This is a genomic window from Streptomyces sp. NPDC003036 (genome assembly GCF_040611175.1).
GTDB lineage: Bacteria > Actinomycetota > Actinomycetes > Streptomycetales > Streptomycetaceae > Streptomyces.
The window spans coordinates 1-20656 of record NZ_JBEXNO010000021.1; the positions used below are offsets into that span (position 1 = coordinate 1).

Below are 20656 nucleotides of genomic sequence, written 5' to 3' on the forward strand. Positions count from 1 at the left end.
TTGTTCAGGCCGAAGACGTACTTGGTGCCGTCACCGGTGATGACGGTCCAGTACTCGCCGTTGTCGTCGGCCACTCAGTACGTCAGGCCGTAGCCCATCGGATACAGCACCTGCGCCGGGTCGTCGGCGCGCTGCACGGGCACCGGCAGCCGCCCCCCGGGCCGCGCCCGCCCGGCGATGACCCGCGCGGCGGCGCGCAGTTCGACGTCGGTCCAGGAGTACGCGGCGAGGGTGGCGCGCTGGCCGCTGAGGCGTGCGATGTCGTACGGGTTGCGCAGGGCGACCGTGATGACCGGCACGCCGGTCGCGGCGAGCCGGGACACCAGCGTGCGCTGCGTACTGGTCGCCGAGACGTTGTACGTGCCCACGACGACCGCGTCCTTGCCCGCCGCGGCCGCCACCGCGTCGTCGATCTTCGCGGTGGAGGGCGCGGTGCCGGTGGACAGCGCCGCCGCCGTGAAGCCCAGCTCGGTGAGGGCGGCGGCGAGGGTGGCGGTCGGCGGGCCCGTGGTGCCGGAAGGGGACGCCGGGTCGGCGCCGACGACGAGCAGGTGGGGCCGCTCGCGGCGGTCGAGGGGCAGCAGGCCGCCTTCGTTGAGCAGGAGGGTCGTGGTCCGCTCCGCGATCCGGTCGGCCGTGGCGAGGTGGAGGGCGGAGCCGACGGTGCGGTCCACGCCCTCGTGGGTGACGTACGGCTCGCGGAAGAGGCCGAGCTTCGCCTTGAGGCGCAGGATGCGGAGAATCGATTCCTCGATGCGGGCCTCGCTGATCTCGCCGCTCTGTACGGCCTTGAGGACGGCGTTCCAGGCGGTGGGCAGGTGCGGCGGGTTGAGCAGCTGGTCGCACCCCGCCTGTAGGGCGAGGACGGGCACGCGGGCGTCGCCGTACTTGGTGCGGACGCCCTCCATGCCGAGCGAGTCGGTCACGACGACGCCGTCGTAGCCGAGGCGCTCACGCAGGATTCCGGTGAGGATGGGGCGGGAGAGGGTCGCGGGCTCCTCGGCGGGGTCGAGGGCCGGGACGACGATGTGCGCCGTCATGATCGAGTCGATGCCGGCGGCGATGGCCGCCCGGAACGGCGGCGCGTCGAGCTTCTCCCACTGCTCGCGCGTGTGGTTGATCCTCGGCAGCCCGTAGTGGCTGTCGGTCTCGGTGTCGCCGTGGCCGGGGAAGTGCTTGGTGGTGGCCGCGACCCCGGCCCGCTGGTACCCCTTCACCTGGGCGGCGACCAGCTCGGCCACGGCCTCGGGGTCGGCGCCGAAGGAGCGGACGCCGATGACGGGGTTGGCGGGGTTGACGTTGACGTCGGCGACGGGCGCGTAGTTCTGGCGGATGCCCATCGCGGCGAGCTCCCGGGCCGCGACGCGCGCGGCGCGGCGGGCGTCGGAGCGGGACCCGCCCGCGCCGAGCGCCATCGCGCCGGGCACCAGGGTGGCGGGTTCCCCTATCCGGGCGACGATGCCGTGCTCCTGGTCGGTGGAGATGAGGAGCGGTACGGGGGTGGGCTTCGCGAGCCCGGCGCGCTGGATGCCGTTGGACAGGTCGGCGATCTGGTGCGGGTCGCGGGTGTTGTGCGCCCAGGTGAAGTAGATGACGCCGCCGACGTGGTACCGGCCGACGAGCTCGGCGGCGGTGCGGACGCCGATCTCCTTGAGGTTCGCGTCGACGTCGGCCGGGTCGGGCGCGGTGGCGGAGTGCCCGTACACCCGCGAGACGAAGAGCTGGCCGACCTTCTCCTCCAGGCTCATCCGCGAGATGAGCTGCTGGAGGCGGCGGTCGTCTGCGGCCCGCACCGGGGTGGCCACCCCGGTGGCGGCGGCGGCCGCCGCGGCGGCGGTGACGGTGAGGAGGGTACGTCTGGAGGTGGTGGCGCGGTGGTGCACTGGTGCTCCTTCCGGCCGTGCGGAGGGGGAGTGGGAGGCGGTGAAGGAAACTTCCAAGGAGCCACGCATAGCCGGAAAGTAACTGCCAGGTCAAGAACCGGGACCGCAGTGCGCGGCAAAGCCCCTGGCCGGCCCCGAGGTGTCGCTCCGTCACGCGCGCTTGGAGGGGCTGCCTGGCCGTCCCCTACCGCGCTGCGTCGATCGACGAGCCTCCGTGCCCGAGCCCCCGGGTCGCCCACGGGCGCGTACGGAACCGCCAGCCCCTATCCCAGGCCCGCCAGCCGCTCGCGCCCCGCCGCCAGCAGGCGCGGCAGCTCCGCCGCGTCGGCGTACCAGCGCTTCTCGTACTCCCAGCACGCCCAGCCCTCACCGCGCATCAGGCCCAGGCACTCCGCGAGCGGCAGCACCCCGGTGCCCAGGGGGCGCGGGGTCGTGTCCTCGCGGGAGGCGATGTCCTTGACCTGGACGTACCCGAGGTACGGCGCGAGGACCGCGTGCGTCGCCTCCGGGGCCTCGCCCGCGAGCCAGGGGTGCATCACGTCCCACAGCGCGCCGACGTGCTTGTGGCCGACCGCGCCCACGACGCGGGCGACGTCCGCGCCCGTGCGGTGCGAGTCGTGGGTCTCGAGCAGGACCCGTACGCCCAGCTCCGCCGCGACCTCCGCCGCCGCGCCCAGCCGCCGCGCGGCCGTCGCGTCCGCGTCCGCCGGGTCCTGGTCGCCGCCGCCCGGGAAGACCCGTACGTAGGGCGCGCCCAGGTCGGCCGCCAGGTACAGCAGCCGGTGCAGCTCCTCGTACACGGCCTCGTCGTCACCCGCCGCCGCGACCCGCGCGTACCCGGCGACGGAGAGGATCTCGACGCCGGCGCGCGCGAACTCGTCGACCACCACGCGGCGCTGATGCGCCGGCAGCCCCGGGTGCACGGGTTCCTCGGGGTGGGCGCGCAGTTCGACCCCGTGGTAGCCGGTCTCGGCGGCGAGGCGTACGACATCGGCGACGGGCGTCCCGGGGACGCCGAGCGTGGAGAAGGCGTACTTCATGGGCGCGAACCTACCCGCTCGCCGCGCTCCTATGACCGAACGGCTCGACGCCCCGGACTACCCCCGCGGCCGCCCCGTCGACGCCCGCACCATCAGCTCCGCCGGGATCGTCGCGATGCCGCCGGGGGGCGCGGCCTCGGCGCCCACCGCGAGGCGGCCCGCCCGCGCGCCCGCCTCCGACAGCGGAAGCCGTACGGTCGTGAGCGCCGGTACCGCGTCCACCGAGAAGGGCAGGTCGTCGAAGCCCGCCACCGAGACGTCGTCGGGGATGCGCAGGCCCCGGTCCCGCAGCGCGGCGCAGGCGCCCAGCGCCACGGTGTCGTTGGCGGCGACGACCGCCGTCAGGTCCGGGTCGCGCCGCAGCAGCTCCAGCGTCGCGTCGTAGCCGGAGCGGCGGTCGTACGAGCCGTGCACGGTGAGCCGTTCCAGGTCCGGGCCCGCCAGACCGGCCGCGGCCATCGCCTCGCGGTGGCCCTCGAGCCGGTGCCGGGTCGTCGTGCGCTCGGCGGGCCCGGCGACGTAACCGATCCGCCGGTGCCCGAGCGCCAGCAGGTGCTCGGTGAGCCGCCGCCCGCCGCCGCGGTTGTCGAAGGTCAGGGCGGCCGCGATCGCGGCGTCGCCGTTCTCCACCGGCGGCCGCCCGCACAGCACCACGCGTGTGCCCGCGTCCGCCAGCTTGGCGAACCGGGCGGCCATCGCGGCCGTGTGCGCGGGGTCCTCCAGCGCGCCGCCCGTGAGCACGACGGCCGCCGCACGCTGGCGCTGCAGCAGCGTCAGGTACCGCAGCTCGCGCTCCGGCGAGCCACCGGTGTTGCAGACCACGGCGAGCTTCTCGCCGCCCGCGCGGCCCGGCGCGCCCTCGCCGATCGCGCTCTGCGCCGCGCCCGCCATGATCCCGAAGAAGGGGTCGGCGATGTCGTTGACGAGGATGCCGATCAGGTCGGAGGTGGCGGCGGCCAGCGAGCTGGCCGGACCGTTGAGGACGTAGTCGAGCTCCTCCACCGCGCGCAGCACGCGCTCGCGCGTGGACGCGGCGACCGGGTAGTTGCCGTTCAGGACGCGCGACACGGTCGCCGGGGACACCCGGGCGCGCGCCGCCACATCGGCCAGGGTGACTGTCATCGCTATCGCGTTCCTCCGAGGAGAGTCGGGCGTGGCTCTTGTACGCGCCGCTGTCCGCAGGCTAGCGTCATCACTCATAGAAAGCGCTTACTACGCCGCGCTTACCGCGCCGGCACGGCGCCCGAGTCTTGGAGGGACCTTCGTGACACGCAGGACAGTGCGGATCGCCATGAACGGCGTCACGGGGCGGATGGGCTACCGGCAGCACCTGGTGCGTTCGATCCTCGCGATCCGCGAGCAGGGCGGCCTGGACCTCGGCGGCGGCGAGGTCCTGTGGCCCGAGCCCGTCCTCGTCGGCCGCCGCGAGCACGCCCTGCGCGCCCTCGCCGAACGCCACGGCCTCACCGAGTGGACCACCGACCTCGACGCGGTCCTCGCCGACGAGCGCACCGACGTCTACTTCGACGCCCAGGTAACCTCCGCCCGCGTCGACGCCCTCACCAAGGCCATCGCCGCCGGCAAGCACGTCTACACCGAGAAGCCCACCGCCACCGACACCGCCGGCGCCCTGGAGCTGGCGCGGCTGGCCCGGGCCGCCGGCATCAAGCACGGCGTCGTCCAGGACAAGATCTTCCTCCCGGGCCTGCTGAAGCTGAAGCGCCTCATCGACGGCGGCTTCTTCGGCGAGATCCTCTCCGTACGGGGAGAGTTCGGCTACTGGGTCTTCGAGGGCGACTGGCAGGAGGCCCAGCGCCCCTCCTGGAACTACCGCGCCGAGGACGGCGGCGGCATCGTCGTCGACATGTTCCCGCACTGGGAGTACGTGCTGCACGAGCTGTTCGGCCGCGTGACCTCGGTCTCCGCCCACGTCACCACCCACATCCCGCAGCGCTGGGACGAGGACGGCAAGCCGTACGCCGCCACCGCCGACGACGCCGCGTACGGCGTCTTCCAGCTGGAGGGCGGCGCCGTCGCGCAGATCAACTCCTCCTGGGCGGTGCGCGTCCACCGCGACGAGCTCGTCGAGTTCCAGGTCGACGGCACGCACGGCTCGGCCGTCGCCGGACTGCGCGGCTGCCGCGTCCAGCACCGCTCCATGACCCCCAAGCCCGTCTGGAACCCGGACCTCCCGGTCACGCACTCCTTCCGCGACCAGTGGCAGGAGGTGCCGGACAACACCGAGTTCGACAACGGCTTCAAGGCCCAGTGGGAGCTGTTCCTGCGCCATGTCGCGCTCGACGAGCCGTACCACTGGGACCTGCTGGCGGGGGCGCGCGGCGTCCAGCTCGCCGAGCTGGGCCTGAAGTCCTCGGCGGAGGGCCGCCGCTACGACGTACCGGAGCTGTCGCTGTGACCATCCGACTGCCGCACGGCACGTACGAGCCGCGCACCGAGCCCGCCGCCTTCGGCGCACCAGGCACCGCCCTGGCCTCCCGTACGGTCTTCTCCGCCGCGCACGTCGTGGCCGACCCGTACGCGGACGTCTCGCCCGACTCCCCGGCGGCCGTGGACTGGGACGCCACGCTCGCCTTCCGCCGCCACCTGTGGTCGCACGGGCTGGGTGTCGCGGAGGCCATGGACACCGCGCAGCGGGGCATGGGCCTGGACTGGGCGGGGGCCGCCGAGCTGATCCGCCGCTCCGCTGCCGAGGCGAAGGCGGTCGGCGGGCGGATCGCGGCGGGCGTCGGCACGGACCAGCTTGCCCCGGGCGCGCACGGACTGGACCGGGTGACGGCGGCCTACGAGGAACAACTGGCCCTCGTCGAATCCACCGGCGCGCAACCCATCCTCATGGCGTCCCGCGCCCTCGCGGCGGCCGCGACGAGCCCCGACGACTACCTCACCGTCTACACCCACCTCCTGCGCCAGTCCGCCGAGCCCGTCGTCCTCCACTGGCTGGGCCCGATGTTCGACCCGGCCCTGGAGGGCTACTGGGGCTCGGCGGACCTGGACGCGGCGACCGACACCTTCCTGAAGATCATCGCCGAGCACCCGGACAAGGTCGACGGCGTCAAGGTGTCCCTGCTGGACGCGCGGCGCGAGGTCGACCTGCGCCGCCGCCTCCCGAGGGGCGTGCGCTGCTACACCGGCGACGACTTCCACTACCCCGAGCTGATCGCGGGCGACGACCAGGGCTTCAGCCACGCGCTGCTGGGCATCTTCGACCCGCTGGGCCCGCTCGCGGCGGAGGCGGTCCGCCGCCTCGACACCGGTGACACGGAGGGCTTCCGCGCCCTCCTCGACCCGACGGTCCCGCTCTCCCGCCACCTCTTCCAGGCGCCGACCCGCTTCTACAAGACGGGCGTGGTGCTGCTGGCGTGGCTGGCCGGCCACCAGGACCACTTCACGATGGTCGGCGGCCTGCAGTCGGCGCGCTCGCTCCCGCACCTGGCGACGGCGTACGAACTCGCCGACCGGCTCGGGCTGTTCCCGGACCCGGAGCTGGCCGAATCCCGCATGCGGAGCCTGCTGACGGTGTACGGAGTCGCGCAGTGAACCTTTCCCGCTTCAGCATCAACCAGATGACGGTCAAGCAACTCCCGCTGCCCGAGCTGACGGAGGCCTGCGTCCGCCTCGGCGTCCCCGGCGTCGGCCTCTGGCGCGAGCCGGTCGCCGCGTACGGCCTGGAGGCCACGGCCAAGCTCGTCCGGGACGCCGGCCTGACGGTCACCACCCTGTGCCGCGGCGGCTTCTTCACCACCGCGGCCGACCTCGACGACAACCGCGCCGCCGTCGACGAGGCGGCGACCCTCGGTACGGACACCCTGGTCCTGGTCTCCGGCGGCCTGCCCCCCGGCAGCAAGGACCTGCCGGGTGCCCGCTCCCTCATCGCGGACGCCCTCACCGAGCTCGCCCCGTACGCCGCCGAGCGCGGCGTCCGCCTGGCGATCGAGCCGCTGCACCCCATGTACGCGGCCGACCGCTGCGCCGTCTCCACCCTGGACCAGGCCCTCGACCTCGCGGAACGCTTCCCGGCCGAGCAGGTCGGCGTCGTCGTCGACACGTACCACGTCTGGTGGGACGACCGCGCCCCGGCGGCGGTCGCCCGCGCGGGCGCGCAGGGCCGCATCCACTCCTTCCAGCTCGCCGACTGGACCCTCCCCCTCCCGGCCGGCGTCCTCACCGGCCGCGGCCGGCTGGGCGACGGCACGATCGACCTCCGCGCCTGGCGCGAACGCGTCGACGCGGCGGGCTACACCGGCCCCATTGAGGTCGAGCTCTTCAACGACGAGCTGTGGGCCCGCGACGGCCTGGAGGTCCTGGAGGAGACGGCCCGCCGGTACGTGGAGCACGCGCTGTAGGGCGGCCGCTTGTGGAATCCGGCTTCCGGAAAAATTACCCCCCGCATCCGTGCAACCAACCGGCGGTGAGGGGAGTCGTACATGGCGTCAGGGCTTCCGGGGGGAATCTGGGGGGATTCGGGAGGCCTTGAGGGGCGGGGGGAGCGCACAGGGGCCCGGTCATCGGACCGGGCCCCTCGAGTGCCCGCCGGCAGTCACGCGCGGGTGAGTTGTCCACAGGGGAGTGTCCACAGCCCTGCCGCGCTGTCCGACCTGCCCGGTAGCGTCGGGGCATGTCCAATCTGGCAGTCGTCGAAGGGGTCCTCGAGCGGATCACGTACGCCAACGAGGAGAGCGGCTACACCGTCGCGCGGGTCGACACCGGGCGTGGCAGTGGGGAGCTCCTCACGGTGGTCGGGTCGCTGCTCGGCGCGCAGCCGGGGGAGTCGCTGCGGATGGAGGGGCGGTGGGGGTCGCATCCGCAGTACGGCAGGCAGTTCACCGTGGAGAACTACACCACCGTGCTGCCCGCGACCGTGCAGGGCATCCGCCGGTACCTCGGGTCGGGGCTGATCAAGGGCATCGGGCCGCGCATCGCCGAGCGGATCGTCGACCACTTCGGGGTGGAGACGCTCGACGTCATCGAGCGGGAGCCGAAGCGGCTCATCGAAGTGCCGGGGCTCGGGCCCAAGCGGACCAAGCTCATCGGGGCCGCGTGGGAGGAGCAGAAAGCGATCAAGGAGGTGATGGTCTTCCTCCAGGGCGTGGGCGTCTCCACCTCCATCGCGGTGCGGATCTACAAGAAGTACGAGGACGCCTCGATCTCGGTCGTGAAGAACCAGCCCTACCGGCTGGCCGCCGACGTGTGGGGCATCGGGTTCCTCACCGCCGACCGGATCGCGCAGGCCGTCGGCATACCGCACGACAGCCCGGAGCGCGTGAAGGCGGGGCTGCGGTACGCGCTGTCCCAGTCCAGCGACCAGGGGCACTGCTTCCTGCCCGAGGAGCAGCTGATCGCGGAGGCGGTGAAGCTGCTCCAGGTCGACATGGGCCTGGTCATCGAGTGCCTCTCCGAGCTCGTCGCGGACGAGGAGGAGGGCGGTGTCGTACGGGAGCGGGTGCCGGGGCCGGAGGGGGAGCCGCTGACCGCCGTCTACCTGGTGCCGTTCCACCGCGCCGAGGTCTCCCTCGCCGCCCAGCTGCTGCGGCTGCTGCGCACCGAGGAGGACCGGATGCCGGCCTTCCGGGACGTCGCCTGGGACAAGGCGCTGGCGTGGCTCGCGGACCGTACGGGGGCGGAGCTGGCGCCCGAGCAGGAGCAGGCCGTGCGCCTGGCCCTCACCGAGAAGGTGGCCGTGCTGACGGGCGGCCCCGGCTGCGGCAAGTCCTTCACGGTGCGGTCCATCGTGGAGCTGGCCCGGGCCAAGAAGGCCAAGGTCGTCCTCGCCGCGCCGACCGGCCGCGCGGCCAAGCGGCTGGCGGAGCTGACCGGCGCCGAGGCGTCGACCGTGCACCGGCTGCTGGAGCTCAAGCCGGGCGGCGACGCCGCGTACGACCGGGACCGGCCGCTCGACGCCGACCTGGTCGTCGTCGACGAGGCGTCCATGCTGGACCTGCTGCTGGCCAACAAGCTGGTCAAGGCGGTCGCCCCCGGCGCCCACCTGCTGCTGGTGGGGGACGTGGACCAGCTGCCGAGCGTCGGCGCGGGCGAGGTGCTGAGCGACCTGCTGGCCCCGGGCAGCCCCGTCCCCGCCGTACGGCTGACGAGGATCTTCCGGCAGGCCCGGCAGTCCGGCGTCGTCACCAACGCCCACCGCATCAACTCCGGGCAGCAGCCCCTCACTTCGGGGCTTCCCGACTTCTTCCTCTTCGTCGCGGAGGAGACGGAGGAGGCCGGCCGCCTCGCGGTGGACGTCGCGGCCCGCCGCGTACCGATGAGATTCGGCCTTGATCCCCGCCGGGACGTCCAGGTCCTCGCGCCCATGCACCGCGGCCCGGCCGGCGCGGGCACCCTCAACGGACTGTTGCAACAGGCGATCACCCCCGCCCGCCCCGATCTGCCCGAGAAGAGGTTCGGCGGCCGGGTCTTCCGCGTCGGCGACAAGGTCACCCAGATTCGCAACAATTACGAAAAGGGAGCGAACGGAGTCTTCAACGGCACGGTCGGCGTGGTCACGTCCCTGAACGTGGACGACCAGCGTCTGACGGTACTGACGGACGAGGACGAGGAGGTGCCGTACGACTTCGACGAGCTCGACGAGCTGGCACACGCGTACGCCGTCACGATCCACCGCTCCCAGGGCAGCGAGTACCCGGCCGTGGTGATCCCGGTGACCACGGGAGCGTGGATGATGCTCCAGCGCAACCTGCTCTACACCGCCGTCACGCGCGCCAAGAAGCTCGTCGTCCTCGTCGGCTCGCGCAAGGCGATCGCCCAGGCCGTCCGCACCGTCTCCGCCGGCCGGCGCTTTACCTCACTGCGCCACCGCCTGACAGGTGAGGTGCGGGTGGGAAACATCACCCAGGGGCCCCCGGGAGATCGCAGGACTTTCCTAACCGGGGCGAAGGGGGCAGGATGAGCAGGTTGACGGCACTGAGTGCCGCCAATTGGCCGAATGGTCGACCCCGAGTGCACTCTGCTGAGCCAAGTGGGGGATGGTAGAGACAGTCAGGGCACCTCGAAGAAGAGGCACTACGTCGGTGAGGGATGACGTGAGCGACAACTCTGTAGTACTGCGGTACGCGGACGGTGAGTACACCTACCCGGTGGTCGAGAGCACCGTCGGTGACAAGGGCTTCGACATCGGGAAGCTCCGAGCCCAGACCGGTCTGGTGACCCTGGACAGCGGTTACGGCAACACCGCCGCCTATAAATCCGCGATCACCTACCTCGACGGCGAGCAGGGCATCCTGCGGTACCGCGGCTACCCCATCGAGCAGCTGGCCGAGCGCTCCACCTTCCTCGAGGTGGCGTACCTGCTGATCAACGGCGAGCTGCCGAAGGTCGACGAGCTGGCGGCCTTCCGTAACGAGATCACGCAGCACACGCTGCTGCACGAGGACGTCAAGCGGTTCTTCGACGGGTTCCCGCGCGACGCCCACCCGATGGCGATGCTGTCCTCCGTCGTCAGCGCGCTGTCCACCTTCTACCAGGACAGCCACAACCCCTTCGACGAGAAGCAGCGTCACCTGTCCACGATCCGGCTGCTGGCCAAGCTGCCGACGATCGCGGCGTACGCGTACAAGAAGTCGATCGGTCACCCCTTCGTCTACCCCCGCAACGACCTCTCGTACGTCGAGAACTTCCTGCGCATGACCTTCTCGGTCCCGGCGCAGGAGTACGAGCTCGACCCGGTCGTGGTCTCCGCGCTGGACAAGCTGCTGATCCTGCACGCGGACCACGAGCAGAACTGCTCCACCTCCACCGTGCGCCTGGTCGGCTCCTCGCAGGCGAACATGTTCGCCTCGATCTCCGCCGGCATCTCGGCCCTGTGGGGCCCGCTGCACGGTGGCGCCAACCAGTCGGTGCTGGAGATGCTCCAGGGCATCCAGGCCACCGGCGGCGACGTCGACTCCTTCATCCGCAAGGTGAAGAACAAGGAGGACGGCGTCCGCCTGATGGGCTTCGGCCACCGCGTCTACAAGAACTTCGACCCGCGCGCGAAGATCATCAAGGCGGCGGCGCACGACGTCCTGTCGGCCCTCGGCAAGTCCGACGAGCTGCTCGACATCGCGCTGAAGCTGGAGGAGCACGCGCTCGCCGACGAGTACTTCGTCTCGCGCAACCTCTACCCCAACGTCGACTTCTACACGGGTCTGATCTACCGGGCGATGGGCTTCCCGACCGAGATGTTCACGGTCCTCTTCGCCCTGGGCCGGCTGCCGGGCTGGATCGCCCAGTGGCACGAGATGATCAAGGAGCCGGGCTCCCGCATCGGCCGCCCGCGCCAGATCTACACGGGCGAGGTCCTGCGCGACTTCGTGCCGGTCGAGGCCCGCTGAGCCTCGCTTCCCCCACGGGAAGTTCCCCCACGGGAAGTTCCCGCACGGGGGAAGCAGAAGCGCCCCGCCGCCGATCCCCCCACGGGTCGGCGAGCGGGGCGCTTCCTTACCCCGGAGCGGATTCCCCCCACGGGATCCGGCCGGGCGTCTGCCGGGTTCAGCAGAAGCTCGCGTGTGCGATCTGCCGGGGTACGTACGTACGGGAGGGCCGCTCAAAGCTCCCCGGTGCACGTGCCCCGGCCAACGCTTGCCTGGGACGTCCCCCAAGACATCCCATGAACGTCCCCCAAGACGTTCGTGGCATCGCCCATTTAGACTCGCGAGCCGTCCAAATGGTTACCCCCAAATATCTGTGATCTAGGTCTCTTTGTGAAGGTCTTGTGTGTCACGTGAAGGCAAACTCACGTAAACGATCGCAGGCGAAGGCTGTTAGTCACCACGAAAACGGACGAAAAAGCCATGGCGAGCCCCGCGATCATGGGGTTGAGGAGCCCGGCGGCGGCCAGCGGCAGCGCGGCGACGTTGTAGCCGAAGGCCCAGAAGAGGTTCCCCTTGATCGTCGCGAGGGTGCGGCGCGCGAGGCGGATGGCGTCCGCCGCGACCCGTAGGTCCCCGCGTACGAGGGTGAGGTCGCCCGCCTCGATGGCCGCGTCCGTGCCGGTGCCCATCGCCAGCCCCAGGTCGGCCTGGGCGAGGGCGGCCGCGTCGTTCACGCCGTCGCCGACCATCGCCACCGAGCGGCCCTCGGCCTGGAGGCGCTTGACGACGTCCACCTTCTCCTCGGGCAGCACCTCGGCGTACACCTCGTCGATGCCGACCTCGGCCGCCACCCGCTCGGCGACGGCCCTGTTGTCGCCGGTGAGCAGGACCGGCGTGAGCCCGAGGGCGCGCAGCCGTCGCACTGCCTCCGGGCTCGTCTCCTTGACGGCGTCGGCGACGGCGAGGCTGCCGCGCACCCGGCCGTCCCAGGCGACGTGGACGAGGGTGGCGCCGTCGTCGGAGGCAGTCGGCGCGCTCTCCGCGCCGTCCAGCAGGGCCGCGCGGCCGACCACGACCTTGTGGCCGTCGACGACACCCCGTACGCCGAGCCCCGGGACGTTCTCGAAGCTCTCGGGCGACGGCAGCTCGCCCTCGCCCAGGCGCTCGGCGGCGCCGGCCGCGATCGCGCGGGCGACCGGGTGCTCGGAGGCGTGCTCCAGCGCGCCCGCGAGGCGCAGCAGCTCGCGCTCGTCCGTGCCCTCGGAGGCGTACACGCCCTGGAGGGTCATGCGGCCGGTGGTGACCGTTCCGGTCTTGTCCAGGACGACGGTGTCGACGCGACGCGTGGACTCCAGCACCTCCGGACCCTTGATGAGGATGCCGAGCTGGGCGCCGCGCCCGGTGCCGACCATGAGCGCGGTCGGCGTGGCGAGACCCAGCGCGCACGGGCAGGCGATGATCAGGACGGCGACGGCCGCGGTGAAGGACGCGGTCGCGTCACCGGTCGCCGCCAGCCAGGTCAGCAGCGTGCCGAGCGAGATCAGCAGCACGACGGGCACGAAGACGGCGGAGATCCGGTCCGCGAGCCGCTGCACCCGCGCCTTGCCGGCCTGCGCCTCCTCGACCAGCCGCGCCATCCGGGCGAGCTGCGTGTCGGCGCCGACGCGGGTGGCCTCGACGACGAGGCGGCCGGAGGTGTTGAGCGTGGCCCCGGTGACGGGGTCGCCGACGGTGACGTCGACGGGGACGGACTCGCCGGTGAGCAGCGACACGTCGACGGCGGAGGCGCCCTCGACGACCGTCCCGTCGGTGGCGATCTTCTCTCCGGGGCGGACCGCGAAGCGGTCGCCGGGCCGCAGGTCGCCGACGGGGATCCGCACCTCGCGGCCGCCGCGCAGGACGGCCACGTCCTTCGCGCCGAGGCGCATGAGCGCGCGGAGGGCCGCACCGGCGCTGCGCTTGGCGCGGGCCTCCAGGTAGCGGCCGAGGAGGATGAAGACGGTGACCCCGGCGGCGACCTCCAGGTAGATCGTCGACGCGCCGTCCCCGGGGGCGGGGGTGAGGTCGAAGCCGTGGCGCATGCCGGGTGCGCCGGCGTGGCCGAGGAACAGCGCCCACAGGGACCAGCCGAAGGCGGCGAGGGTGCCGACCGAGACGAGCGTGTCCATCGTCGCGGCGCCGTGCCGGAGGTTGGTCCAGGCGGCCCGGTGGAACGGCAGGCCGCCCCAGACGACGACGGGCGCGGCCAGGGTGAGCGAGAGCCACTGCCAGTGGTCGAACTGGAGCGAGGGCACCATCGCGAGCAGGACGACGGGCGCGGCGAGGAGGAGGGAGACGGCGAGCCGCTGCCGTAGCGCGTCGTGTTCGCTCTGTGTCCCGCCGGTGTCGCGCGTGCCCGGGGCGGTGGGCTCCGCGGCGGGATGCGGCGGCGGGGGCGGCGGAGCCGGCTCCTGTGCCGTGTAACCCGTCTTCACGACCGTGGCGATCAGGTCGGCGACCTCCACGCCCTTCGGGTGCGTGACCGTCGCCTTCTCGGTCGCGTAGTTGACGGTCGCGGTGACGCCTTCCATGCGGTTGAGCTTCTTCTCCACGCGGGCCGCACAGGAGGCGCAGGTCATGCCGCCGATGATCAGTTCGGTGGTGGAGGTCTCCGGTGCGGTGGTGGCGGTGCTGGTCATGGGCGTTTCCAGGAGCGGGACGGGGCCGGGCCGACCGTCGTCACGGTACGACCCGGCCGTTCGGGCCGTGGGAGCCGTTGGAGCCTTTCGGGTGAGCTCGCGCTCAGGCCTGGCCGACGAGCTCGTAGCCCGCCTCGTCGACGGCCGCGCGTACCGCGTCCTCGTCCAGCGCGGCCTCGGACACCACGGTAACGCGGCCCGTGGCGGCGACGGCCGTGACGGAGGTGACGCCCGGGATCTCGGAGATCTCGCTGGAGACGGCGCCCTCGCAGTGGCCGCACGTCATGCCCTTGACCTGGTAGACGGTGGTGACCGTGCCGGCGGCGGCCGGGGCGTCGGCGGCACCGTCGTGGCAGCCGCCCGAGGGCGAGCAGCAGGAACCGGAGGTGGCCTGGGGGAGTTCGGTCTTCGTCTCGGCGGTCATGGCGTACTCCTTTGGGGTCGGTCATGGTGCGCCAGGGGCTCACGGGGATGCCGTGGCTGCCTGACACACATCACTCTATACCCCTAGGGGGTATAAATGCCAGGTGATCCGGCGGCCGTTTCCGAGACCCGGCGCGACGACCCCCCAACGCCCGCGGCCCCGCACCGGGGAGGGTGCGGGGCCGCGGGCGGTACGAGATCCCGGGATGGCGGGCGTCAGCCCTTGCGCCCCCGGTTGCCCGGCCGGTTGGCGACCCAGACGCGGATGGTGTCCGCGTACCAGTAGGGCTTGCCGCCCTCGACGTGGTCGGGCTGGGGGAGCAGGCCGTGTTTGCGGTACGACCGGACGGTGTCCGGCTGTACCCGGATGTGCGCGGCGATCTCCTTGTAGGACCAGAGCCTTCTGTCCGTCATCTGTGGCACCTCCCTGCGGGCGCCGCGGCGGCGGCCCGGGAGGGCTGTCGGAGGAGCCGCGGCGGGACGCTGGCGATCACTGAGCCTGTGCCCGGACAACGACGCCGAGTGAGCGGCGGGGAGCGGCTGTCGAAGGGCTGTGACGGAAGTCCCGCGTAGTGGAGACAAGTGTGACGATGAAGAGACCCCTGTTACACACGTGGCATCGGCGTGCCCGGTCACGCGCCGCAGGAGCGGAGGAAGCGGCGCGTCCGCTCCGCGATGGGGTACGGCTTGTCGGGCGGGCACGGGTACATGTCCTGCTCGACGATGGCGAAGAGGTCGACGTCCAGCGCCTGGGCGGCGGCCAGCACCGGCTCGAACGCGGGCACCCCGGTCGGCGGCTCGCACATCACGCCGCGCGCGACGGCCGGGCCGAAGGGGGTCCCCTCGGCGACGACCTGCGCCAGGATCGCGGGGTCCACCTGCTTGAGGTGGAGGTAGCCGATCCGCTCCCCGTAGGTCTCGATCAGCTTGACGCTGTCGCCGCCGCAGTACGCGTAGTGCCCGGTGTCCAGACAGAGGGCGACCAGGCCGGGGTCGGTGGCGTCGAGGAAGCGGGTGACGTTCTCCTCGGTGTCGATGTGCGTGTCGGCGTGCGGGTGGACGACGATCCGGAGCCCGAAGCGGTCCTGCACCTCCAGGCCCAGACGCTCCGTCAGACGGGTCAGGTTCCGCCACTGCTCCGGCGTCAGCGTCCGGTCCTCCAGCACCCGGCCGGTCTTGTCGTCCCGCCAGAAGGACGGGATGACGACGAGATGGTCGGCGCCCATGGCGTGGGCGAGGGCGGCGTTGTCGGCGACGTGGGCCCAGGTCTTCTCCCAGACGGCCTCGCCGTGGTGCAGGCCGGTGAAGACCGTGCCGGCCGACACCTTGAGGCCCCGGCGCGCGGTCTCCTCGGTGAGCCGCGCCGGGTCGGTGGGGAGATAGCCGTACGGGCCCAGCTCGATCCACTCGTAACCGGCTGCGGCCACCTCGTCCAGGAAGCGTTCCCAGGGGACCTGCCGGGGATCGTCGGCGAACCACACGCCCCACGAGTCGGGGGCGGAGCCGATCCGGATGCGGGACAGCGGCGGTGGCGACAGCGGCGGCGGCGACTGCGGTGACTGCGGCGTCATGGGGGTCAGCTTGGAAGGGGCCGGAAGCGAGCGTCAAGGCATAGTCCGAATGTAAGGACAAAATGTTGACAGGTGTTCCGAGGGGGACTAGACCTGAGCGCGGTGCCGATGTGAAGGGGACATGGATGGCGACCGATCCGTACGACCTGATCACCATGGGGCGCATCGGGGTGGACCTCTACCCGCTGCAAACGGGCGTGCCGCTCGCCCAGGTGGACGCCTTCGGCAAGTTCCTCGGCGGCTCCGCCGCCAACGTCGCCGTCGCCGCCGCCCGGCTCGGCCGCCGCACCGCACTCGTCAGCCGCACGGGCGCCGATCCGTTCGGCGACTACCTCCACCAGGAGCTGCGGGCGTTCGACGTCGACGACCGCTGGGTGACGCCCGTCGAGGCGTACCCGACGCCGCTCACCTTCTGCGAGATCTTCCCGCCCGACCACTTCCCGCTCTACTTCTACCGGTACCCCAAGGCCCCCGACCTGGAGATCCACCCGCACGAGCTGGACCTGGCCGCCCTCGCCGCCGCCCGCGTCTTCTGGGTCACCGGCACCGGCCTGTCCGCCGAGCCCAGCCGCACGGCCACCCTCGCCGCCCTCGCACACCGGGCCAAGCGCGGCACCACCGTCTTCGACCTCGACTGGCGGCCAGTGTTCTGGGCCGACGCCGACAGCGCCCGCCCGCACTACCGCGAGGCCCTCCGGCACGCCACCGTCGCCGTCGGCAACCTCGACGAGTGCGAGATCGCCACCGGCGAGCGCGAGCCGTACGCCGCCGCCCGCGCGCTGCTCGACGCGGGTGTCCGCCTCGCCGTCGTCAAGCAGGGGCCCAAGGGGGTCCTCGCCATGGCCGCCGACGGCGAGACCGCCGACGTGCCGCCCGTCCCGGTCGAGGTCGTCAACGGGCTGGGGGCGGGGGACGCGTTCGGCGGGGCGCTGTGCCACGGGCTGCTCGCCGGCTGGGACCTGGAGCGGACGGTCCGGTACGCCAACGCCGCCGGCGCCCTCGTCGCCTCCCGCCTCGCCTGCTCCTCCGCGATGCCGTTCCCCGAGGAGGTCGAGCAGGCGCTCGGGAGCGGCGGCACACCGTGAGCGTCGACCTCGCGCACCTCGTCGCGGTCCGCACCCGCCACCCCGAAGCCGTCGCCGAGGCCGCCGCCCGCCGCCGGCGCAGGCCCCTCCTCCGCGCCCCCGCCACCGGGCGCGAGGGCCCCGACCACCACGGCCGGCTCATGATCGTCGCCGCCGACCACCCCGCCCGCGGTGCCCTCGCCGTCGGCGACCGCCCGCTCGCCATGGCCAACCGCCTCGACCTCCTCGAACGCCTCTGCCTCGCCCTCTCCCGCCCCGGCGTCGACGGCGTCCTCGCCACCGCCGACATCCTCGACGACCTGCTCCTCCTCGGCGCCCTCGAAGAGAAGGTCGTCATGGGCTCCATGAACCGCGGCGGCCTCGCCGGCGCCGCCTTCGAGCTCGACGACCGCTTCACCGGCCCGCGCCCCGAGGACCTCGCGCGCCTCCGCTTCGACGCCGGGAAGCTGCTGCTGCGCATCGACCCCGGCGACCCCGGCTCCCTGACCACCCTCCACTCCGCCGCCCGCGCCATCGACGCCATGGCCGCGTACCGGCTTCCCGTCTTCGTCGAGCCGTTCCTCTGCCGGCGCGACCCGGACGGCCGCCTGCGCAACGACCTCGGCGCCGACGCCGTGACCACGGCCATCGCCATAGCCTCGGGTCTCGCCGGCACCTCGGCGTACACCTGGCTCAAGGTCCCCGTCACCGACGACCCGGACGCCATGGCACGCGTGATGGGGACCTCCACCCTGCCCGCCGTGCTGCTCGGCGGAGAGGTCGGCCGCGACCAGGACGCCACGTACGAGAAGTGGCGCAAAGCCCTCCACCTGCCCACCGTCCAGGGTCTGGTGGTGGGACGCTCGCTGCTCTACCCGCCCGACGACGATGTGGCGGCGGCCGTCGACACGGCCGTGGGCCTGCTCTGAGAAGGCTCCGAGAAGGGGGTACGCAAGGACCATGCGCGAACGGCAGCTGTACGTACCGAGGGGCGCGGCCGCCGACGGCCCGTACGCCCTCCACATCGACCCCGTGTACGCCGGCTGGGCCCACTCCGCCCTCCGGGTCCTCGACCTCGGCCCCGGTGAGGCGCACGAACTCGCCACCCGCGACACCGAATGGATCGTGCTTCCGCTCACCGGTGGTTGTACGGTGCAGGTGGACGGGGGCGAACGCTTCGAACTGGCGGGCCGCGCAAGCGTGTTCAGCGACGTCTCGGACTTCGCGTACGTACCGCGCGACGCCCACGCCCAGATCGCCTCCGGCGCGGGAGGCCGTTTCGCCCTGGCAGGAGCGAGGTGCGAGCGACGACTCCCCGCTCGCTACGGCCCCGCGCCGGAGGTCCCGGTCGAGGCACGCGGCAGCGGCACCTGCGCCCGCGAGGTGCGCAACTTCGCCGCCGCCGACACCTTCGACTGCGACCGGCTCATCGCCGTCGAGGTCCTCACCCCCGGCGGCAACTGGTCCTCCTACCCGCCGCACAAGCACGACGAGCACCTCCCCGGCGAGGAGGCGGAGCTGGAGGAGATCTACTACTTCGAGATCGAGGGCGACGGACTGGGCTACCAGCGCGTGTCCCCTTCCCGCCCCGGCGGCGCCGACGTCCTCGCCGAGGTCCGCACCGGCGACGCCGTCCTCGTACCGGACGGCTGGCACGGCCCGTCCATCGCGCAGCCGGGGCACACCATGTACTACCTCAACGTCATGGCGGGCCCGGGGGAGGAGAGGGAGTGGAGGATCCGCTTCCATCCCGACCACCGCACGGAGGGATACCGATGAGCAGCCGCACGACCGGTACGCGACGACTCACCACGGCCCAGGCGCTCATCGCCTTCCTGGCCCGCCAGTACACCGAGCGCGACGGGCAGTACCACCGCCTCATCAGCGCCACCTGGGGCATCTTCGGCCACGGCAATGTGGCGGGCATCGGCCAGGCCCTGATCGAGTCGGCCGACGACATGCCGTTCCTCCAGGGCCGCAACGAGCAGGCCATGGTCCACGCCGCCGTCGGCCACGCCCGCCAGACGAACCGCCTGTCCACCCACGCCGTCACCACCTCCATCGGCCCCGGCGCCACCAACCTCGTCACCGGCGCCGCCCTCGCCACCATCAACCGCCTGCCCGTGCTGCTGCTCCCCGGAGACACCTTCGCCACCCGCCCCGCCGACCCGGTGCTCCAGCAGCTGGAAGTTCCGTACGCGGGTGACGTGTCCGTCAACGACACGCTGCGGCCCGTCTCGGCGTACTTCGACCGCGTCACCCGCCCCGAGGCGCTGATCCCGGCCGCGCTCCAGGCGATGCGCGTGCTCACCGACCCGGCCGCCACCGGCGCCGTCACGCTGGCGCTGCCGCAGGACGTGCAGGCGGAAGGCCACGACTGGCCGGAGGAGTTCTTCGCCGAACGCGTCTGGCGGGTGCGCCGCCCCCAGCCCGACGAAGCCGAGATCGACGCCGCCGTCCGCGCCGTCAGGGCGGCGGACCGGCCCCTGATCATCGCGGGCGGCGGCGTCCACCACAGCCGCGCCGAAGCCGCCCTCGCGGCCTTCGCCGCCGCGACCGGCATCCCTGTCGCCTCGACCCAGGCGGGCAAGGGCTCGCTGCCCCACGACCACGCGGCCGACGTCGGCGGTATCGGCCACACCGGCACCGCCACCGCCGACCACCTCGCCCGCACCGCCGACCTCGTCATCGGCGTCGGCACCCGCTACACCGACTTCACCACCGCCTCCTCGACGCTCTTCGCCCAGCCCGGCGTCCGGTTCGTCAACCTCAACATCACCGGCTTCGACGCCCACAAGATGGCCGCCCTCCCGCTGGTCGCCGACGCCCGCGCGGGCCTGGAACACCTCACCGCCGCCCTGGCGGGGCACACCGTCCCGGCGTCGTACGCGGCCGAGTACGCCGGGCTCAAGGCCGACTGGGAGTCGCGCGTCACCGCCGCCTACACCCCGCGGAGCGAGGACGCGCGCCCCACCCAGCCGCAGGTCCTCGGCGTACTCGACACCCTGGTCACCGGGGACGACATCCTGATCAACGCCGCCGGATCGCTCCCCGGCGACCTGCACAAACTGTGGCGCGCCCGCTCCCGCGACCAGTACCACGTCGAGTACGGCTACTCCTGCATGGGCTACGAGATCCCCGCCGCCATCGGCGTCGCCCTCGCGGCCCCCGGGCGCCCGGTCTGGGCCCTCGTCGGCGACGGTACGTACCTGATGAACCCCACCGAAATCGTCACCGCCGTCCAGGAACGCGTCCCCATCAAGGTCGTCATCCTCCAGAACCACGGATACGCCTCCATCGGCGGCCTGTCCGAGTCCGTGGGCGCCGAGCGGTACGGCACCGCCTACCGCTACCGCGCCCCCGACACGACGTACACCGGTGAGCCGCTCCCGGTCGACCTCGCCGCCAACGCCGCCTCCCTCGGCATGCGCGTCCTGCGCGCCCACACCATCGGTGACCTGCGGGAAGCCCTCGCCGAAGCGCGGGCGGCGACCGTCCCCACATGTGTCTACGTGGAGACCGAAACGGCAGACACAGTGTCGGGCGCGCCCCCCGCCGAGGCATGGTGGGATGTGCCCGTGGCCGAGACCGCGACCCGCACGGCGGCGGTCAAGGCCCGCGAGGAGTACGACCGGCATGTCGCAGCCCGACGCCGCCACCTGTGAAGCATCTG

At 72.6% G+C, this 20656-nt stretch carries 16 protein-coding genes; 9 read left to right on the forward strand and 7 right to left on the reverse strand.

What is annotated here, in order from left to right; genetic code table 11:
• Nucleotides 1-74: 74 nt before the first annotated feature.
• The 3 genes from ABZX67_RS17240 to ABZX67_RS17250 all read right to left on the reverse strand — a co-directional run bounded on the left by ABZX67_RS17240 (nucleotide 75) and on the right by ABZX67_RS17250 (nucleotide 4045).
• Nucleotides 75-1883: a glycoside hydrolase family 3 N-terminal domain-containing protein gene (locus tag ABZX67_RS17240; protein ID WP_355360747.1), complete on the reverse strand. Its 1809-nt coding sequence runs from the start codon at nucleotides 1881-1883 to the stop codon at nucleotides 75-77.
• 263 nt (nucleotides 1884-2146) lie between these two features.
• The gene (locus ABZX67_RS17245) at nucleotides 2147-2923 is read right to left on the reverse strand and encodes a sugar phosphate isomerase/epimerase family protein (RefSeq protein ID WP_355360750.1); all 777 of its coding nucleotides are present in this window, start codon (nucleotides 2921-2923) and stop codon (nucleotides 2147-2149) included.
• A 57-nt stretch (nucleotides 2924-2980) separates the two neighbouring features.
• Nucleotides 2981-4045 (reverse strand): LacI family DNA-binding transcriptional regulator, encoded by a 1065-nt coding sequence (locus ABZX67_RS17250; RefSeq protein ID WP_355360753.1) that lies wholly within the window; start codon nucleotides 4043-4045, stop codon nucleotides 2981-2983.
• 142 nt (nucleotides 4046-4187) lie between these two features.
• On the opposite strand from ABZX67_RS17250, the gene ABZX67_RS17255 reads away from it, so the two are divergent.
• From ABZX67_RS17255 to ABZX67_RS17275, 5 genes are all read left to right on the forward strand, one after another.
• Nucleotides 4188-5339: a Gfo/Idh/MocA family oxidoreductase gene (locus ABZX67_RS17255; RefSeq protein WP_355360756.1), complete on the forward strand. Its 1152-nt coding sequence runs from the start codon at nucleotides 4188-4190 to the stop codon at nucleotides 5337-5339.
• A complete protein-coding gene (locus tag ABZX67_RS17260; RefSeq protein ID WP_355360759.1) occupies nucleotides 5336-6481 on the forward strand; it encodes a dihydrodipicolinate synthase family protein in 1146 nt (381 codons plus the stop codon). Before ABZX67_RS17255 ends, ABZX67_RS17260 begins: the two co-directional genes overlap by 4 nt.
• A gap of 26 nt (nucleotides 6482-6507) precedes the next feature.
• Nucleotides 6508-7287: a sugar phosphate isomerase/epimerase family protein gene (locus ABZX67_RS17265; RefSeq protein ID WP_355361024.1), complete on the forward strand. Its 780-nt coding sequence runs from the start codon at nucleotides 6508-6510 to the stop codon at nucleotides 7285-7287.
• Nucleotides 7288-7559: 272 nt separating this feature from the next.
• Nucleotides 7560-9845: an ATP-dependent RecD-like DNA helicase gene (locus ABZX67_RS17270; RefSeq protein ID WP_355360762.1), complete on the forward strand. Its 2286-nt coding sequence runs from the start codon at nucleotides 7560-7562 to the stop codon at nucleotides 9843-9845.
• Nucleotides 9846-9978: 133 nt separating this feature from the next.
• Nucleotides 9979-11268 (forward strand): citrate synthase, encoded by a 1290-nt coding sequence (locus ABZX67_RS17275; protein WP_355360765.1) that lies wholly within the window; start codon nucleotides 9979-9981, stop codon nucleotides 11266-11268.
• 401 nt (nucleotides 11269-11669) lie between these two features.
• Here ABZX67_RS17275 and ABZX67_RS17280 read toward each other — a convergent pair whose 3' ends face one another.
• The 4 genes from ABZX67_RS17280 to ABZX67_RS17295 all read right to left on the reverse strand — a co-directional run bounded on the left by ABZX67_RS17280 (nucleotide 11670) and on the right by ABZX67_RS17295 (nucleotide 15919).
• A complete protein-coding gene (locus ABZX67_RS17280) occupies nucleotides 11670-13925 on the reverse strand; it encodes a heavy metal translocating P-type ATPase (RefSeq protein WP_355360768.1) in 2256 nt (751 codons plus the stop codon).
• 103 nt (nucleotides 13926-14028) lie between these two features.
• On the reverse strand, nucleotides 14029-14349 hold the full coding sequence (locus ABZX67_RS17285; protein WP_355360771.1) for a heavy-metal-associated domain-containing protein: 321 nt from the start codon (nucleotides 14347-14349) through the stop codon (nucleotides 14029-14031).
• 215 nt (nucleotides 14350-14564) lie between these two features.
• Nucleotides 14565-14762 (reverse strand): MerR family transcriptional regulator, encoded by a 198-nt coding sequence (locus ABZX67_RS17290; RefSeq protein WP_355360774.1) that lies wholly within the window; start codon nucleotides 14760-14762, stop codon nucleotides 14565-14567.
• A gap of 218 nt (nucleotides 14763-14980) precedes the next feature.
• A complete protein-coding gene (locus tag ABZX67_RS17295) occupies nucleotides 14981-15919 on the reverse strand; it encodes a sugar phosphate isomerase/epimerase (protein ID WP_355360777.1) in 939 nt (312 codons plus the stop codon).
• Between the two features lie 125 nt (nucleotides 15920-16044).
• On the opposite strand from ABZX67_RS17295, the gene iolC reads away from it, so the two are divergent.
• From iolC to iolD, 4 genes are read left to right on the forward strand one after another with little or no spacing between them, the layout of a single operon-like run.
• Nucleotides 16045-17004 (forward strand): 5-dehydro-2-deoxygluconokinase, encoded by a 960-nt coding sequence (gene iolC, locus ABZX67_RS17300; RefSeq protein ID WP_355360780.1) that lies wholly within the window; start codon nucleotides 16045-16047, stop codon nucleotides 17002-17004.
• The gene (locus tag ABZX67_RS17305; protein ID WP_355360783.1) at nucleotides 17001-17912 is read left to right on the forward strand and encodes a deoxyribose-phosphate aldolase; all 912 of its coding nucleotides are present in this window, start codon (nucleotides 17001-17003) and stop codon (nucleotides 17910-17912) included. The genes iolC and ABZX67_RS17305 overlap by 4 nt, the downstream gene beginning before the upstream one ends.
• Nucleotides 17913-17943: 31 nt before the next feature.
• Nucleotides 17944-18762 (forward strand): 5-deoxy-glucuronate isomerase, encoded by an 819-nt coding sequence (gene iolB / locus ABZX67_RS17310; protein WP_355360786.1) that lies wholly within the window; start codon nucleotides 17944-17946, stop codon nucleotides 18760-18762.
• A complete protein-coding gene (gene iolD / locus ABZX67_RS17315; RefSeq protein WP_355360789.1) occupies nucleotides 18759-20648 on the forward strand; it encodes a 3D-(3,5/4)-trihydroxycyclohexane-1,2-dione acylhydrolase (decyclizing) in 1890 nt (629 codons plus the stop codon). The genes iolB and iolD overlap by 4 nt, the downstream gene beginning before the upstream one ends.
• Nucleotides 20649-20656 lie beyond the last annotated feature (8 nt).